At 69.6% G+C, this 16503-nt stretch carries 16 protein-coding genes; 6 read left to right on the top strand and 10 right to left on the bottom strand.

Annotated features, from left to right (window positions below):
* Window positions 1-10: 10 nt before the first annotated feature.
* From tssH to AC1D2O_RS24660, 5 genes are all read right to left on the bottom strand, one after another.
* On the bottom strand, window positions 11-2659 hold the full coding sequence (gene tssH / locus AC1D2O_RS24680; protein WP_478158059.1) for a type VI secretion system ATPase TssH: 2649 nt from the start codon (window positions 2657-2659) through the stop codon (window positions 11-13).
* Between the two features lie 245 nt (window positions 2660-2904).
* On the bottom strand, window positions 2905-3630 hold the full coding sequence (locus tag AC1D2O_RS24675; RefSeq protein WP_478088116.1) for a haloacid dehalogenase type II: 726 nt from the start codon (window positions 3628-3630) through the stop codon (window positions 2905-2907).
* 10 nt (window positions 3631-3640) lie between these two features.
* Window positions 3641-4282 (bottom strand): bifunctional 4-hydroxy-2-oxoglutarate aldolase/2-dehydro-3-deoxy-phosphogluconate aldolase, encoded by a 642-nt coding sequence (eda, locus tag AC1D2O_RS24670; RefSeq protein ID WP_478088118.1) that lies wholly within the window; start codon window positions 4280-4282, stop codon window positions 3641-3643.
* Entirely contained in the window at window positions 4273-6111 is a 1839-nt protein-coding gene (edd, locus tag AC1D2O_RS24665) for a phosphogluconate dehydratase (RefSeq protein WP_478158058.1), read from the bottom strand. The genes eda and edd overlap by 10 nt, the downstream gene beginning before the upstream one ends.
* Before the next feature lie 120 nt (window positions 6112-6231).
* Window positions 6232-6771, bottom strand: coding sequence for an OmpA family protein (locus tag AC1D2O_RS24660; RefSeq protein WP_478088122.1), 540 nt, complete (start codon window positions 6769-6771; stop codon window positions 6232-6234).
* Window positions 6772-6813: 42 nt separating this feature from the next.
* Here AC1D2O_RS24660 and AC1D2O_RS24655 point away from each other — a divergent pair, with 42 nt between their 5' ends.
* Window positions 6814-7548 carry a gamma-glutamylcyclotransferase gene (locus AC1D2O_RS24655; RefSeq protein ID WP_478088124.1) on the top strand — a complete coding sequence of 245 codons (735 nt, stop codon included), beginning with the start codon at window positions 6814-6816 and terminating at the stop codon, window positions 7546-7548.
* Window positions 7549-7555: 7 nt separating this feature from the next.
* On the top strand, window positions 7556-8092 hold the full coding sequence (locus AC1D2O_RS24650) for a superoxide dismutase family protein (RefSeq protein ID WP_478088126.1): 537 nt from the start codon (window positions 7556-7558) through the stop codon (window positions 8090-8092).
* A 91-nt stretch (window positions 8093-8183) separates the two neighbouring features.
* On the opposite strand, the gene AC1D2O_RS24645 is transcribed toward AC1D2O_RS24650, so the two are convergent.
* A complete protein-coding gene (locus AC1D2O_RS24645; RefSeq protein ID WP_478158057.1) occupies window positions 8184-8753 on the bottom strand; it encodes a nucleotidyltransferase family protein in 570 nt (189 codons plus the stop codon).
* 41 nt (window positions 8754-8794) lie between these two features.
* Here AC1D2O_RS24645 and pdxH point away from each other — a divergent pair, with 41 nt between their 5' ends.
* Window positions 8795-9442 carry a pyridoxamine 5'-phosphate oxidase gene (pdxH, locus tag AC1D2O_RS24640; RefSeq protein WP_478088130.1) on the top strand — a complete coding sequence of 216 codons (648 nt, stop codon included), beginning with the start codon at window positions 8795-8797 and terminating at the stop codon, window positions 9440-9442.
* Window positions 9443-9455: 13 nt separating this feature from the next.
* On the opposite strand, the gene AC1D2O_RS24635 is transcribed toward pdxH, so the two are convergent.
* The 4 genes from AC1D2O_RS24635 to msrA all read right to left on the bottom strand — a co-directional run bounded on the left by AC1D2O_RS24635 (window position 9456) and on the right by msrA (window position 13796).
* The gene (locus tag AC1D2O_RS24635; protein WP_478088132.1) at window positions 9456-10412 is read right to left on the bottom strand and encodes an AEC family transporter; all 957 of its coding nucleotides are present in this window, start codon (window positions 10410-10412) and stop codon (window positions 9456-9458) included.
* 143 nt (window positions 10413-10555) lie between these two features.
* Window positions 10556-12670, bottom strand: a complete 2115-nt coding sequence (locus tag AC1D2O_RS24630; protein ID WP_478088134.1) for a TonB-dependent receptor — start codon at window positions 12668-12670, stop codon at window positions 10556-10558.
* Window positions 12671-12747: 77 nt separating this feature from the next.
* Window positions 12748-13119: a hypothetical protein gene (locus AC1D2O_RS24625; protein WP_478158056.1), complete on the bottom strand. Its 372-nt coding sequence runs from the start codon at window positions 13117-13119 to the stop codon at window positions 12748-12750.
* A 125-nt stretch (window positions 13120-13244) separates the two neighbouring features.
* A complete protein-coding gene (msrA, locus tag AC1D2O_RS24620) occupies window positions 13245-13796 on the bottom strand; it encodes a peptide-methionine (S)-S-oxide reductase MsrA (protein ID WP_478088138.1) in 552 nt (183 codons plus the stop codon).
* 98 nt (window positions 13797-13894) lie between these two features.
* On the opposite strand from msrA, the gene AC1D2O_RS24615 reads away from it, so the two are divergent.
* From AC1D2O_RS24615 to AC1D2O_RS24605, 3 genes are all read left to right on the top strand, one after another.
* Window positions 13895-14572, top strand: coding sequence for a TetR/AcrR family transcriptional regulator (locus AC1D2O_RS24615; RefSeq protein WP_478088140.1), 678 nt, complete (start codon window positions 13895-13897; stop codon window positions 14570-14572).
* Window positions 14569-15762, top strand: coding sequence for an efflux RND transporter periplasmic adaptor subunit (locus tag AC1D2O_RS24610; RefSeq protein WP_478158055.1), 1194 nt, complete (start codon window positions 14569-14571; stop codon window positions 15760-15762). The genes AC1D2O_RS24615 and AC1D2O_RS24610 overlap by 4 nt, the downstream gene beginning before the upstream one ends.
* A gap of 12 nt (window positions 15763-15774) precedes the next feature.
* On the top strand, window positions 15775-16503 hold a 729-nt coding region (locus tag AC1D2O_RS24605), incomplete at its 3' end, for an efflux RND transporter permease subunit (protein ID WP_478158054.1).

Raw genomic sequence — 16503 nt, 5'->3', positions numbered from 1 at the left:
TGCCACGGCTTCAGCCGTACTCGACTTCGCAGGCGAAGTCTTCGTTCGACATGTCGACCGCCAGCCGAACGATCCGTCGTCGCTCCTGCAAGGCACCCAGCCAATGCCGCGAAAGCACCGGCAACAGGTTCTGCTCGATGAAGCCGATCAGGCGGCGCGCGCCTGTCTCGTGGGTGCCGCACTGCTCGATGACGTGCTTGACCAGCGCCGGCGAATAGCTCAGCGCGATGCCGTGCTGCGCCTGCATGCGGTCGACCACGCGATTCAGGTGCAGCGTGACGATGTCGCCCAGCGCGCTCTCGGCCAGCGGCAGATACGGCACGACTGTCAGCCGCCCGATGAAGGCCGCCGGAAACACCTGCCGCAGTGGCGACTGCAGGGCTTCGCGCAGCGCGGCTGCGCCAGGAATCAGCGCCGGGTCTTCGCACAGCGACGTGATCAGATCGGAGCCGGTGTTGCTGGTGAGCAGGATCGTGCAGTTGCGGAAGTCGATGCGCCGCCCTTCCCCGTCTTCCATCCAGCCCTTGTCGAAGACCTGGAAGAAGATCTCGTGCACGTCGGGGTGGGCCTTCTCGACCTCGTCGAGCAGGATCACGCTGTAGGGCTTGCGGCGCACGGCCTCGGTCAGCACGCCGCCCTCGCCGTAGCCCACGTAGCCCGGCGGCGCGCCCTTGAGCGTCGACACGGTGTGCGACTCCTGGAACTCGCTCATGTTGATGGTGATGAGGTTCTGCTCGCCGCCATACATCGCCTCGGCCAGCGCCAGTGCGGTTTCGGTCTTGCCCACGCCCGATGGACCCACCAGGAGAAAGACGCCCACGGGCTTGTCGGGATCGATCAGGCGCGCGCGGGCCGTCTGGACGCGCTCGGTGATGACCTTGAGCGCGTCGCCCTGGCCGATGACGCGACGGTCGAGCGTCGCGTGCAGCTGGAACACGGCGGCCACATCGTCCTGCACCATGCGCCCGACCGGGATGCCCGTCCAGTCGGCGACGATGGCGGCCACGACGTCTTCGTCGACCTGCGGGAAGATCAGCGGCGCCTCCTGCTGGCAATCGGCGAGTGCGGCTTCGAGCGCCGTCAGTTCGGCGGATGGCGCCGGTACGGCGTCGGCCAGATGCTCGGCGCGCAGGGCCTGGATCTTTCGGACCATGGCGAGTTCGTCCTGCCAGCGTTGTTCCTGCGCCGACAGTTCGTCGGTCACGCAAGCAAGCTCTGCCTGGATGGCGGCGATGCGCGCCGAACGGCCTTCCCGGCCCTGGGCGACCACGCCTTCTTTGTCGAGCAGGTCGAGTTCGGTCCGCAAGGCCGCGATGCGCTGGCGCAGATGCTCCACGGCGGCCGGCGGCGTCTGCAGCGACATGGCGACACGGGCGCAGGCGGTATCGAGCAGGCTGATGGCCTTGTCGGGCAGCTGGCGCGCCGGGATGTAGCGATGCGACAGCAGCACGGCGGCGCGCACGGCTTCGTCGAGCACGGTGACGCCATGGTGCGCGGTGAAGGTCGCGACCAGACCGCGCACCATCTCGATGGCTGACGTTTCTTCAGGCTCCGCGACCTGCAGCACCTGGAAGCGGCGTGTGAGCGCCGGGTCCTTTTCGATATGGCGCTTGTATTCACTCCAGGTGGTCGCGCCGATGGTGCGCAAGGTGCCGCGCGCCAACGCCGGCTTGAGCAGATTGGCCGCATCGCCGGTGCCGGCCTGGCCGCCGGCGCCGATCAAGGTATGCACTTCGTCGACGAACAGGATCACGGGCTGCGGCGAGCGGCTCGCTTCCTCGAGCAGGCTCTTGAGGCGCGACTCGAATTCGCCGCGCAGGCTGGCACCGGCCAGCAGCGCGCCGACGTCGAGGCTCAGCAGGCGGACCTCGCGCAGGCTGGCCGGCACTTCGGCGCGAGCGATGGCGAGCGCCAGCCCCTCCACCACCGCGGTCTTGCCGACGCCGGCCTCGCCGGTCAGCAGGGGGTTGTTCTGCCGACGGCGCAGCAGGATGTCGACCATGGTGCGGATCTCGTGCTCGCGACCGATCACGGGATCGATCTCGCTGGCACGTGCACGCTGCGTCAGGTCGACGCAGTATTTGGCCAGCGCCGAACTTCCGTCGGCTTCCAGTGCGATGGCGCCACTGGCTTCGCCGGGCATGGCCGATGCCAGCCCTGAACCATCATGTGGCCCCTCGTTCGATTCCGGCGAACCTGCGATGAGAGACGCCAGCGACTCGGTGAGCTGCTCGGCCGGTATCTTCTTGAAGGCGGGCGAGATGGCCAGCATCACGCCGCGCAGATCGGGGGTTTGCAGCAATGCGGCAAGCAGCCAGGCGCTGCGGACGCAGTGGCCGCCGAACTCAAGACTGGACAGGACCCAGGCCCGTTCGATCGCGGCGCCAATGTGATGCGAAAAATCGCTGAGCGACGAAGCCCCGGAGGGCAGCGCGGCCAGCGCCGATGCCAGGTCGCGCTCGACCGATTGCGGCTCGATCTGATAGTGGCGGCAGATCCGGTGCAGGTCGCTGTCGCTGAGCTGCCAGAGCTGATGCAGCCAGTGCGTCAGCTCGACATAGGGGTTGCCTCGAAGCTTGGCGAATGCCGTGGCTGATTCGATGGCGCGGAACAGGGTCAGGTCGAGCTTGCCGAACAAGGCTCGTCGCGAAATCGCCATGCGCGGCCCCTAGCGTGCGCAGCGAGACAGCAAGGGGGTGCGGCTACGGCCGTCGCAGCAGCGTGCCGAGGCAACGGCTCTCAAGTGTGTCTTCATTGGCACCGGCTCCCACCCTCACGTTCGTTCTTGTCGATGCACACTCTAGGTGCGCAAGACAGACACGTCAGTAGGCTCAGTCCGGAATCCGGTGCTGAAGCATCGAACACATGCAGAGAAATATCTGCATGCGTACTTTCAGCGAAAAATCAGCAGCCCAGCAGATCCGCCAGCGCCCCGATGTCCCGTGCGTGCAGCGTGTTGTCGGGCTGCGGCGAGACATCCTTCGGCCGCCCGGGGCCGAACTCCAGGGGCCGCTCGATGTAGCCGGTGCGCAGGCCGCAGGCGCGGGCCGCCGCCAGGTCGTCGTGGTGCGCGGCCGCCAGCATCACCTGCCCTGGCGTGACATCGAACACCGCGGCCACGCCGATGTAGGTGCGCGGGTCGGGCTTGTAGGCCTTGAACACTTCCGCCGACAGCACGCAGTCCCAGGGCAGGCCGGCGCGCTTGGCCATCTCGGTCAGCAGGCCGATGTTGCCGTTGGAGAGCGTGCAGATCGTGTACTTGCGCTTGAGCCGGGCCAGCCCCTCGACCGCATCGGGCCATGCCGGCAGCCGGTGCCAGGCCTTGTTGAGTTCGCGCTTCTTGCCGGCGTCGAGATCGGCCGCTCCGAATTCGCGCAGCACATCGCCGAGGATGCCCATGTGCAGTTCGTCGAGCAGCGTGAAGCCGCCCTCGCCGGCCGCCAGGCGCCCCATCACGCCCTGCATCGCGGGCTGGTAGCCGGCGCGCCAGGCCAGCGCGAAGGCGCCGCCATCGACACCGGGCAGCAGCCGCTCGGCCTCGGCGGCAATGCCGGAATACCAGTCGACCACGGTGCCGAAGACGTCGAAGGCGATGACCTTCAGTTCGCTGCCTTCCAGGATCTCTCCCATGCCCCGGCCCTCAGCGCGCCAGTTGGCTGGCCTCGCGCGCCAGCGCCTCGATGCGGCCCCAGTCGCCGGCGGCGATGGCGTCGGTCGGCACGATCCACGAGCCGCCGACGCAGGCGACGTTGGACAGCGCGAGGAACTCGTGCGCGTTGCCGGCGTGGACGCCGCCCGTGGGGCAGAACTTGACGTCGCCGAAGGGTCCTTGCCAGGCCTTGAGCATCGCCAGGCCGCCGGCCTGCACGGCCGGGAAGAACTTGAGCTCGGTCAGGCCGTCTTCCTGGGCCATCATGATCTCGCTGCCGGTCGCGACGCCGGGCAGGAGCGGCAGTCCGAGGTCGTGGCAGGCCTTGCCGACCGCGCGCGTGTAGCCGGGGCTGACGCCGAATTTCGCGCCGGCCAGCGCCGAGGCCTGGGCATCGGCGGCGCTGCGGATGGTGCCGGCGCCGGCCACGGCCTCGGGCACTTCCTTGGCGATCAGCTCGATGCACTCGAGCGCCTCGCGGGTGCGCAGCGTGACCTCGAGCATGCGGATGCCGCCGGCCACCAGCGCGCGCGCCAGCGGCACCGCGTCCTTGACGTCGTGCAGCACGATGACCGGAATCACCGGGGCGTCGCGCATCACATCGAGCGCGGACAACGAATCTTTCACAGCCATGAGCAGGCTCCTTCTTCAGCAGTCAATGCATTGCGCCGCATGCCGGCGAACAAGTCGCGGCCCAGGCCGCGGCCGTTGGCGGCACGCGCCTCGTCGGGCATGGTCGCGGTTTCGCGCGCCGCCCATTCGTCCTCGGGCAGCAGCACGGTGAGGGTGCCGGCCACGCCATCGAGCCGGATCAGGTCGCCGTCGCGCACCTTGGCCAGCGGCCCGCCGGCGGCGGCCTCGGGCGAGACGTGGATCGCGGCCGGCACCTTGCCGGACGCGCCGCTCATGCGGCCATCGGTCACCAGCGCCACCCGGAAGCCCTTGCCCTGCAGCACCGACAGCGGCGGCGTGAGCTTGTGCAGCTCGGGCATGCCGTTGGCCTGCGGGCCCTGCCAGCGCACCACGCAGACCACGTCGCGCTCGAGCTCGCCGGCGGTGAAGGCCTGCTGCAGCGCGGCCTGCGAATCGAAGACCCGCGCGGGCGCCTCGATCACGTGGCGGTCGGTCGGCACCGAGGACACCTTGATCACGCTGCGGCCCAGGTTGCCCTGCAGCAGCTTGAGCCCGCCGGTGGCGCTGAAGGGCGCCGAGACCGGCCGCGCGATGCTGTCGTCCTTCGACGGTGCGGCGGCCGCCCACTTGAGCGAGCGTTCGTCCGAAGGAGCCCCGGCGAGTTGCGGAATGCCGGCGAATTCGCGGATGCCGCCGGCCCGCACGCTGAGCACGTCGGCATGCATCAGGCCGGCGTCGAGCAGTTCGCCGATCACGAAGCCCGGCCCTCCTGCGGCCTGGAAACCATTGACGTCGGCGCTGCCGTTGGGATAGACCCGCGCCAGCAAGGGCACCACTTCCGACAGCTCGGCGAAATCGTTCCAGTCGATCAGGATGCCGGCGGCGCGCGCCACCGCGACCCAGTGGATCAGGTGGTTGGTCGAGCCGCCGGTGGCGAGCAGCGCCGCCATGGCATTGACGATCACGCGCTCGTCGACCAGCTCGCCGATCGGCGGCACCGCGAAGGCGGCGTCCGTTGCCCGCCCCAGCACGGTGCGCACCGCCTCGCGCGTGAGCGCCTCGCGCATGTCGTCGCCGGGCTGGATGAAGGCCGAGCCCGGCACGTGCAGGCCCATGGCCTCGAGCAGCATCTGGTTGCTGTTGGCGGTGCCGTAGAAGGTGCAGGTGCCCTGCGCGTGGTAGGCCTGCATCTCGGCGTCGAGCAGGCCCTGGCGCCCGACCAGCCCCTGGGCCGCCTGCTCGCGCACCTTCGACTTGGCGGTGTTCGACAGGCCCGAGGGCATCGGCCCGGCGGGCACGAAGACGGTCGGCAGGTGGCCGAAATGCAGCGCGCCGATCAGCAGGCCCGGCACGATCTTGTCGCAGACGCCGAGCAGCAGCGCGGCATCGAACATGTCGTGCGTGAGCGCCACCGCGGTGCCCATCGCGATGACGTCGCGGCTGAACAGGCTCAGCTCCATGCCGGGCGTGCCCTGGGTGACACCGTCGCACATCGCGGGCACGCCGCCGGCCACCTGGGCGGTGGCGCCGAGGCGGCGCGCCTCGTGCTTGACGATGTCGGGGTAGCCCTGGTACGGCGCATGGGCCGAGAGCATGTCGTTGTAGGCGGTGACGATGCCGATGTTGGGCGCCCGCTCGCTCACGACCTTGAACTTGTCGTTGGCCGGGATACCGGCCACGGCATGCGCGACGTTGGCGCAGCCCATCCGGTCGGAGCCGCGGTCGCGGCTTCGGGTTTCGGCCAGGTCCTGCAGGTAGGCGCTGCGCAGGCTCTGGCTGCGCGCGCGGATGCGCTCGGTGACAGCGCGGACGGTGGGATGTGTGGTCATGGGGTGTGTCGCTCTGCCGGAGAGCCGCGACGCGGCGGCGGCTCGGAAGTGCATGGTATCAAGTCCAAATGAAAAAACCCGGACGAGCCGGGCTTTGCATCGCTGCGAGTGCGCTGGCGCTCAATCCAGCAACTTGACTTCGACCCGGCGGGCTTCGGCATTGTTCCCCGTGCCGGACGTGACGGCCGGCTTCTCGAGCTCGACCTTGTCGGCCGGGACGCCGAGGCCGGTCAGCACGTCGCGCACGGTCTCGGCGCGCTTCTTCGCCAGGGCCTCGTTGATCGCGGCGTCGCCGGTGGTGTCATGGAAGCCCGAAATCACCGCCTTGCGGCCGCTCTCGACGCCCTTGATGACCACGGCCAGGGCCTCGGCTGCGCCCGGCGCCAGGTCGGCGCTGGCGGTGGCGAAATAGAAGTTCACGACCCCGCCGATGACGCGGATGCTGGCGCCGTCGGGAATCACGACCGTCACGGTCTCGGTCACGACCGCCAGCGTGGTCACCGGCACGGCCGCGGCCACCGGGGGCGTCGCCGGAGCCGGCGCATGGCTGCGGGTGTAGAGCACGATCCCGATCACGAACAGGATCACGAGGGCGATCAGGCCGAGCAGGAAGGCGAGGATGAAGTTCTGCTGGCTTTCGTCATCACTGTTGGCTGACATGGGCGGATCTCCGTAGTTGAGGGGTCGGTAAATAATGGTGCGGTGAACCATGACCGCCAAATTGTAGGTGCCGCCTCCGACGGCCCGGTCGGCGACCCCGGGCCGCCCGGCCTGGGCCCGCTGCCGAAGCCCCTTCGCGATCCCAAGCCGATGCTCGACCGCGTGATCGCCGAATGGGGCGGCCACGAGGACCTCTGGCTGTTCGGCTACGGTTCACTGATCTGGCGGCCGGATTTCGGCTTCGTCGAGCGGCATCCGGCCCGGGTCCACGGCTGGCACCGCGCGCTCAAGATGTGGAGCCGGGTCAACCGCGGCACGGTCGAGAACCCCGGACTGGTGTTCGGCCTGTTGTCGGGCGGCAGCTGCCGCGGCATGGTGTTCCGCGTGCCTGCCGCCCACGGGCTCGAAACCCTGGGCCGGCTCTGGTTGCGCGAGATGCCGACCGGCGTCTACGATCCGCGCTGGCTCGAGTGCGCGACGCCCCATTCGACGGTGCGTGCGCTGGCCTTCACGCTGTCGCGGCACAGCCCCAACTTCACCGGGGAGTTGAGCGACGAGCGCTACGCCCTGATCTTCAAGACCGCGGTCGGCCGCTACGGCAGCTCGCTGGACTATGCGCACCAGACCCTGCTCGAGCTGCGGCGCCATGCGATCCACGATGCCGCGCTGGCACGGCTGGTCAGGCTGGCGGATTCGCGCCTGTCGGCATCGGCCGACAGCGGCGAGCCTGCCGCTGCGATGTACCCTTCAGCGTCAACCCAGAAAACCAAGGAGTAACTTGATCATGCGCCCTCGCCACATCGTCCCTGCCCTCGCCGTCGTCGCGGCCGGCCTGCTCGCGGCCTGCGGCACCCTGGGCCCCAAGGCCGGCGCCACCGCCGAGCTCGCGCCGACCGGCGCGATCTCGCCGAATCCGACCGTGGGCAAGGTGACATTCACGGCGCTCGACCACGGCGTGCGCGTCAAGGGCGAGGTCCGTGGCTTTGCGCCGGGCACCGAGCACGGCTTCCATATCCACGAAAAGGGCGACTGCGGCGACAACGGCAATGCCTCGGGCGGCCACTTCAATCCGGCCGGCGGCACGCACGGCAAGTTCGCCGCGCCCGGCAGCCATGCGGGCGAGCTGCCGAGCCTGGTGGCCGACGCCGCCGGCGTGGCGCGTTTCAGCGTCGACGTGCACAACATCTCGATGACCGAAGGCGCCGCCAACAACGTGATCGGCCGCGCGCTGGTGGTGCACCGCGACCGCGACGACTTCACGACCCAGCCGGCCGGCAACTCCGGCCCGCGCGTCGCCTGCGGGATCATCGCCCGGAGCTAGCTAGCCCCCACGCTCCCCCACTGCGTGTGGGTCGCTGCCCCCCGAGGGGGCCGCAGGCCGCCTTGGGGCGGCCCGGCGCCGGCCTGAAGCGTTAGCCAAGCCGCGCCTTGATCAAGGCCTCGGCGCGCGCGAGTTCTTCGGGGGTGTCGATGTCGGTCACGACACCGATGTCGTCGACCTCGATGTCGGCCACCTGCCCTGCCTCCCTGAGCGCACGCAGCACGGGGGCAGCGCCCTGGTTGCCCGACAGCTGCGAAAGCGGGTCGAAGCAGCTGGCGGCGAAGCCCACCGGATGGCCGCGCTGGCCGCCGTAGTGCGGCTGTGCCGCCTGCACCGCCGGACCCAGCGCACGCGCCACGGCGTTCAGGGTCGCGGGCTGCACCAGCGGCAGGTCGGCCGGCAGGATCAGCCAGCCCGCGGCATCGGCCGTGGCCCGCACGGCGGCGGCGATCGAGTCGCCCATGCCGGGGTGGCCGGCGTCCTCCAGATGCCAGGGCAGGCCGCTCGCGCGCACCGCCGCCAGCGTGTGGTCCAGCACCGTGGCGCCGGCCAGCATCGCCTGCAGCTTGTGGCCGGCGCCGCCGGCGGCGCGGAAGCGCTCGCCGCTTCCGGAGGCGAGGACGATGACAGTCGGTGGTCGAATTTCGGGCACGGCGTTCATGGCCCGCAGTATCTCCGCTTGGCTTGCGCAACAATGGCGCCATGAGTTCAACCAACGAATCGCTGGCCGCACTGCGCAAAAGCTACGAGCGCGCCGCGCTCGACGAAACCAGCAGCGCCGCCGACCCGCTCGACCTGTTCGAACGCTGGCTTGCCGAGGCGATCGACGCCCAGGTGCCCGAACCCAACGCGATGACCCTGGCCACCGTCGGCGGCGACCTGCGCCCCTCCACCCGCATCGTGCTGATCAAGGGCTACGGCGCCCGCGGCGTCGTCTGGTACACCAACTACCAGAGCCGCAAGGGCCAGGAGCTGGCCGGCAATCCCTATGCGGCGCTGCAGTTCCATTGGGTCGAGCTCGAGCGCGTGGTGCGCATCGAGGGACGGGTCCGCAAGGTCGACGCCGCCGAGAGCGACGCCTACTTCGCGAGCCGCCCGCTCGACTCCCGCATCGGCGCCTGGGCCAGCCCGCAGAGCGAGGTCATCAGCGGGCGCGACGTGCTCGTGAAGAACGCCGCGGTGCAGGCCGCGAAGCACCTGCTCTCGCCGCCGCGGCCGCCGCACTGGGGCGGCTTCCGGCTGGAACCCGACCGCTGGGAGTTCTGGCAGGGCCGCAAGAGCCGGCTGCACGACCGGCTGCGCTATCGCCGCGAAGGTGGCGACTGGGTGCGCGAACGGCTGGCGCCCTGAGGTTCGGCCGGGCTCAGAGCCGGCCCGCGACCGCCATCACAATGGAGAGCGTCGCCAGCGCCATGACCGTCGAAACCACCACGCTCGCGGTGATCAGCGCTTCCGAGGTCCGGTAGCGCTGCGCGAACAGGAACACGTTGGCGCCGATCGGCAGCGCGGCGGCCACCACCATCACGGTCAGCGGCAGGCCGCGCAGGCCGAAGGCCCAGCCGAGCACCGCCACCAGCGCCGGATGCACCAGGTTCTTGACCAGCGCCTGGGTCAGCGCGTTGCGCCAGTGCAGGCCCACCGGCGTCAGCGCCAGCGTGATGCCGACGAGCACCAGGGCCACCGGGCTGAAGGCCTGCCCGAGCAAGGCGATCGGCTTGTCCAGCGCCTCGGGAATCGCGAGCCCGGTCTGCGCGAACAGCAGGCCCAGCAGGATCGGCGCCTGCACCGGATGGATGATCGCGTTGCGCAGCGCGCGCGCCACGGCGCGTGCCATCGCGCGCCGCCCCTCCCGGCCCGACGCGTGGCGCTGCGCGTCCTCGTGCGCCACCGCGAGCTCGAGGAACACGGTGGCGCTGGTCAGGAGCACCAGCGAATGCAGCGAGATCAGCGTCAGCAGCACCACCATGCCCTCGGGCCCGTAGGCCAGGCCCACCAGCGCAATGCCGATCATGACGGTGTTGCTGTAGGTGTTGGCGAGCGCCAGCACGACGCCGGTGCGGTTGAAGCCGCGCCACGCCAGCGTGGCCGCGAAGATCAGGCCGGCGGCGACGAAATAGGCCGCCACCGGCTTCAGGCTCAGTTGCTCCAGGCGCACCGTGCTCATCGAGCGGAACAGCAGCGGCGGCGCCAGCAGCAGGAACACCAGGTTCGACAGGTCCTTGACCGCACCGCCCTGGATCCAGCGAAGCCTCCCCGCCAGGTAGCCGGCCGCGATGAGGAACACCACGGGCAGCAGCGAGGAAACGACGGGACCATTCATGCCCGTCGAGAATAGCCGAGGCCCAGGCCGGCGCCGGGCCGCCAGCGCGGCGAAGTCCGCGCTTCGCGCAAACGGGCGGCCTGCAGACTCCCCCTCGGGGGGCAGCGACCCACACGCAGTGGGGGAGCGTGGGGGCCAGCCACCTAGAACGTCGCCCGCAATCCCACCTTCAGGCTGCGCCCCGGCAGCGGCGCATTGGGGTACACCGTGGTCGTCAGGATCGAGGTCGCGCTGTAGGCCAGCGCGTTGCCGATGTTGTCGACGCGCGCATACCAGGTGAGATTGGCGCGCTGCACCCGCATCTGGTAGCTGACCGACGCGGCCCAGAGCGTGTAGGCCTCGGTCGCGCGGTCGCCCAGCGGCGGCACGCGGTTCTGCGCCGCGTAGTAGTCGAAGCCCAGGCGCGCGCTCCAGGGGCCGTTGCCATAGGCCAGCGTGCTGCCGATGCGCCACGGCGCGATGCGCGGCAGCGGCTCGTTGGTGTCGGTGTTGGTGGCGCGCACCAGGTCGCCGCGCCACTCGAGGTCGAGCGTGGAGCCGTCAGCCGGGCGCGAGAAGCCGTCGGCGCCGAGCAGTTGCAGGTTGCCGTTGGCCTCGAGGCCGGTGAAGCGGGCTCGCACCCCGTGGTAGACGTAGTCGGCGAACACCTCGGGGAACAGCAATTGCCCGTCCGCCGTCTCGATCGGCGGTGGATTGAGTTCGCCGTCGGCACTGCGCACGTTGCCGGTGGCGGTGAGCCCGATGTAGTTGCTGAAGCGGGTCGCGTAGGCGTTCACCTTGGCCGTGTGGGCGCCGGACTTCCATTGGGCGCCCAGGTCCAGGCCGGTCGACTTCTCCACCTTGAGGTTCGGGTCGCCGGTCTCCCAGGCCGCGGTCGCCAGGTGGGGGCCGTTGGCGAACAGCTCGTAGTCCTTCGGCGCCCGCTCGGTGTAGGCGAGGTTCGAGGTCAGCTGCCATTGCGGCGACAGGTTCACCAGCCCACCGAAGGCGGCGCTGCTCGGGTGGAAGTCGCGCTCGCCGACGAAGAAGCGCGTGACCTCCGGGCTGGACGGATCGCCGAGCGATTGCACCTTGACCTGCTCGGTGCGGGCGCCGAAGCTCAGCCGCCCCCACGAGGTGCCGAGCTCCTCGTGCAGGAACAGCGCATTGGCCTTGGTGCGGCTGTTCGGCGCGAAGGCCTCCTCGCCATTGGCCGAGAAACGGCCGCTCTCGCTGGTGAAGCCGACCATGCCCTCGAGATCGCCGATCTTGCGGTGCCGCGCCTCGATGCGCAGGTCGTTGCTGTCGTTGGTGAAGGTGGTGCCAGGCAACGGGCCCTCGTACTCGGTGTGGCGGTACTCGGTGCGGCTGAATTTGGCATGGACGCTGCTGAAGAAGCCACCGGGCCGCCATTCGCCCTCGAGCGCGTAGCGGTCGGACTTCATGCCGATCGTGACGTCGGGCTCGGCCACGGTGCCGTAGGTGCTGCGGTAGGTGCTGGCCGAGGCGCCGATCCAGCCCTGGTCGAAGAACAGCGTGCCGCCGAAGGCGCCGCCGTCGGCCTGGTTGGCCGAGTTGCAGATCTTGCGCGCGAAACCGAGATGCCCGGGCTTCTCGCAGCCCAGTTCGATCGGCACCGAGACGTCGTCGGAATCGCGCCGGAAGGCATCGACGTGCAGCGCATAGCGGTCGGTGCCGCCTTCGAGCACCACGCCGCCCGCCTTCTCGCGGTTGCCGGTGGCGTAGCCCAGGTCGGCGCGGCCGCCGAAGCCCTCGATCGGTTCGGTCGGGATGCGGTTGTCGATCACGTTGACCACGCCGCCGACCGCACTCCCTCCGTACTGCAGCGCGGCCGGTCCGCGCAGCACCTCGAGCCGGTCCGTCACCAGCGCATCGACCGGCACGGCGTGGTCGTAGCTCAGGGCCGAGGCGTCGGGCGCGCTGCCGCCGTTCTGCAGGATGCGGATGCGGTCGCCGTCCTGGCCGCGGATCGTGGGCCGGCTCGCGTTGGGACCGAAGTAGGTGCTGTTGACGCCCGGCAGGCCGTTCAGCGTCTCGCCGAGGGTGGACTGGGAACGCAGCAGCAGGGCTTCGTTCGCGAGCGACGTGGTCGGCACGATCAGGTCGCTGGCGCCGAGCGGATTGCCGGTGACGGTGATCTCGCCGAGCGAGGGCGCCGGTGCGCCAGGAGAGGCTTGCGCCCAGGCGCCGCCGGCGGCGCAGGACAGGAAGGACAGCACCGCGGCGCCAACGCCATGGCGATGAAAAAGGAAAGTCATGAAGGAACACTCGTTGAATCGATGAACAGCCGGCCGCGCCCCGCCAGGCGGGGTCGGCAACCGGAAGGCAGGGGGATTCAGCGAGCGGAAGGCGGACCGCGCGCGTCGAACAGCGCGATCCAGCGGGCGAAGACTTCGCCCTCGAGCCAGACGAAGCTGGCGGCCGGCAGCAGCACCGGCAGGAAGACCGGGGGCACGCAAGGCGCGGCCGACCCGTGGGACAACTGGTCGTAGAGCCGGCACTCGGCCTCGGTGTGGACACCGAAGAGCGCGGACAGGCCGTGCGAGGCCGCAGCCTCGTCGACCTGCGCGGAGACAGCGGCCGACGGTGCCGGCGGCGAACCGTGCAGCGCGCTGTGCAGCAGGCCCAGCGTGGTCGCGGCCCACAGCGCGAACGCCAGCGCGCACAACAGGGTGCGGCTGCGGAGGGTGCGCTGGGCAAAAGGCATCTTTAGTCAGTCGAGGACAGAGCAAAAACTGCTTCGCAGTTTCTTGGTCTGTCCCGCGAAGTTTCAGGTTGGTCGAGGACAGAGCAAAAACTGCTTCGCAGTTTCTTGGTCTGTCCCGCGAGGTTTCAAGCTTTCACGCGGGCCGCGAAGGTCTTCTGAAACTTCTCGACCTTGGGCCCGACCACGAAGGCGCAGTAGCCCTGGTCCGGGTGGTTCAGGAAGTAGTCCTGGTGGTAGGCCTCGGCGGTCGAGTAGTTGGCCAGCGGCGCGACCTCGGTCACGATCGGCGAACGGTAGGTTCCGCCGTCGGCGATCTCGCGGATCACCTCCTCGGCCACTTGCTTCTGCGCCTCGTCGGTGTAGTAGATGCCGCTGCGGTACTGGGTGCCGGCGTCGTTGCCCTGGCGGTTGAGGGTGGTCGGGTCGTGCACCACGAAGAAGATCTCGAGGATCTCGCGCAAAGCGATCTGCGACGGGTCGAAAGCCACCTTGACGACTTCGGCATGGCCGGTGCGGCCGGTGCAGACCTGGTCGTAGCTCGGGTTCACGACCTGTCCGTTGCTGTAGCCGGACTCCACATCCAGCACGCCCTGCACGCGGTCGAACACCGCTTCGGTGCACCAGAAGCAGCCACCGCCGAGGACGATGGATTCGGTTGGCGAGGATGGCGAGGGCATGGCAACTCCGGCGAAGGTCGAGACGAACTCCGCATTGTGCCGGCTTGACGCCCCGCACCGGCCTCACTACATTACTAACCCGTCAGTCATTAATTCACATGCCCGCTCCCCGATTCCTCAAGGACAAGTTGTGTCCCGTGAGCGCCAAGCGCGAGCGGCGCAAGGAGGCCCGTCCGGGCGAGTTGCTGGAGGCGGCGCTGGACCTGTTCGTCGAGAAAGGCTTCGCCGCCACCCGCTCGGAGGAGGTCGCGGTCCGCGCCGGCGTCTCCAAGGGCACCCTCTTCCTTTACTTCCAGAGCAAGGAAGAGCTGTTCAAAGCCGTCGTGATCGAGAACCTGGCCGGCCGCTTCACCGAGTGGAACCGCGAGTTCGACGAGTACGAAGGCAGCACCGCCGACATGCTGCGCTACTGCATGCGGATCTGGTGGGAACGCGTCGGCTCGACCAAGGCCTCGGGCCTGACGAAGCTGATGATGAGCGAGGGCCGGAACTTTCCCGAACTGGCCGAGTTCTATCGCCGCGAAGTGGTGCAGCCGGGCCACAGGCTGCTGCGGCGCATCGTCCAGCGCGGCGTCGACAGTGGCGAGTTCGCGCCGGTCGACGTCGACCTCGCGATCTACACCGTCATCGCGCCGATGATCTTCCTGATGCTCACCAAGCACTCGCCCGCCATCTGCTTCGACGAGAAATCCGACATCGACCCCGAGAAATACCTGGCGCTCCAGGCCGAGACCGTGCTGCACGGCCTCAGCCTGCCGCCGAAGGCTGCCGCATGAAAAGAACGATGAAGTGGGCCGTCGCGGCGCTGATCCTGGTGCTTCTCGTAGGCGGCGCGCTGCGCGCCCTTGGCGCGCGCAAGGCGCAGCAGGCCAAGCTGACGGCCGGCGCACCCGCGGCCGAGACCGTGGTGGAACTCTCGCCGGCCGACGTGGTGCGGGTCGCGCGCCGCGAGCTCGCCGAAACGCTGCCGGTCTCGGGCACGCTCAGGGCGGTCGATTCGGCACAGGTCAAGGCCCGTGTCGCCGGCGAGCTGATCGGGCTCGCGGTGCGCGAGGGCGACACGGTCGCGGCGGGCCAGGTGATCGCGCGCATCGACCCGATCGAATACCAGTCGCGCCTGCGCCAGGCCCAGGAGCAGGCCGATTCGGCCCGCGCCCAGGCCGAGGTGGCGCAGCGCACCTTCGACAACAACAAGGCGCTGGTCGATCAGGGCTTCATCTCCCGGACCGCGCTCGAGACCTCGCAGTCGAATCTCAATTCGGCGCTGTCGACCCACCGCGCCGCGCTGGCGGCGGTCGAGATGACCCGCAAGTCGCTCGACGACACCGTGCTCAAGAGCCCGATCGCGGGCCAGGTGGCGCAGCGCTTCGCCCAATCGGGCGAGCGCGTCGGGATCGATGCCAAGATCATCGAAGTGGTGGACCTGAGCCGCATCGAGGTCGAGGCCACGCTGGCCGCGGCCGACTCAGTCGCGGTGCGCGTCGGCCAGCGCGCCAGCCTGCAGATCGAGGGCAGCGGCGCGACCGACCCGAAGAGCGGCGAACGCAGCGTCGGCGCCAGCGTGGCGCGGGTCAACCCGAGCGCGCAGGCGGGCAGCCGCAGCGTGCTGGTCTACCTGCGGCTCGACCGCAGCACGGGCTTTCGCCAGGGGCTGTTCGCGCAGGGCACGATCGACGTCGGCCGCACCGAAACGCTGGCCCTGCCGCTGAGCGCGGTGCGCACCGACAAGCCGGCGCCCTACGTGCAGATGGTGGTCGACGGCCGCATCGTGCACCGTCCGGTCGAGACCGGCCTGCGCGGCCAGTTCGACGGCCAGACGATGGTCTCGGTGCGCGGCATCGACGACGGCGCGGTGGTGGTGGCCGGCAGCCTCGGCCCGCTGCGCCAGGGCACGGCGGTGCGGCTGACGCCGGTCGCCACGGGCACCGCGCCGACCGCCGTTCCTTCAGCGCGCAGCGCACCCTGAGGCTGGCACGGCATGTGGTTCACCCGCGTCAGTCTCAAGAACCCGGTCTTCGCGACCATGTTGATGCTCGCCCTGGTGGTGCTGGGCGCCTTCTCCTACCAGCGGCTGCAGGTCGACCAGTTTCCGAACATCGATTTCCCGGTGGTGGTGGTGATCACCGAGTACCCCGGCGCCTCGCCCGAGATCGTCGAGAGCGAGGTCACCAAGAAGATCGAGGAAGGCGTCAACTCGATCGCCGGCATCAACGCGCTGACCTCGCGCAGCTATGAAGGCCAGTCGGTCGTCATCATCGAGTTCCAGCTCTATGTCGACGGCCGCAAGGCGGCCGAGGACGTGCGCGAGAAGGTGGCCGGCGTGCGGCCGCTGTTCCGCGACGAGGTGAAGGACCCGCGCGTGCTGCGCTTCGACCCGGCCTCGCGCGCCGTCTGGTCGGTGGCGGTGCTGCCCGAAGGGCCGAAGGAGCAGCAGCCCAGCGCGGTCGAGCTCACCAACTGGGCCGACCAGGTGCTCAAGAAGCGCCTGGAGAACGTGCGCGGCGTCGGCTCCGTCACGCTGGTCGGCGGCACCAAGCGCGAGATCAACATCTATCTCAATCCGCAGGCGATGGAGGCCTTCGGCGTCAGCGCCAGCCAGGTGGTGGACGCGGTGCGCAGCGAGAACCAGGCGCTGCCGGTCGGCTCGGTGCGCTCGCTCGAACAGGACCGCGTGGTCCAGATCGACGCCCGCATGGAGCGCATGGAG

It is taken from the genome of Variovorax sp. P1_G12 (assembly GCF_056405555.1).
The sequence above is the reverse complement of the archived record's forward strand: the minus strand, read 5'-3'. Positions and strand labels throughout refer to the sequence as shown.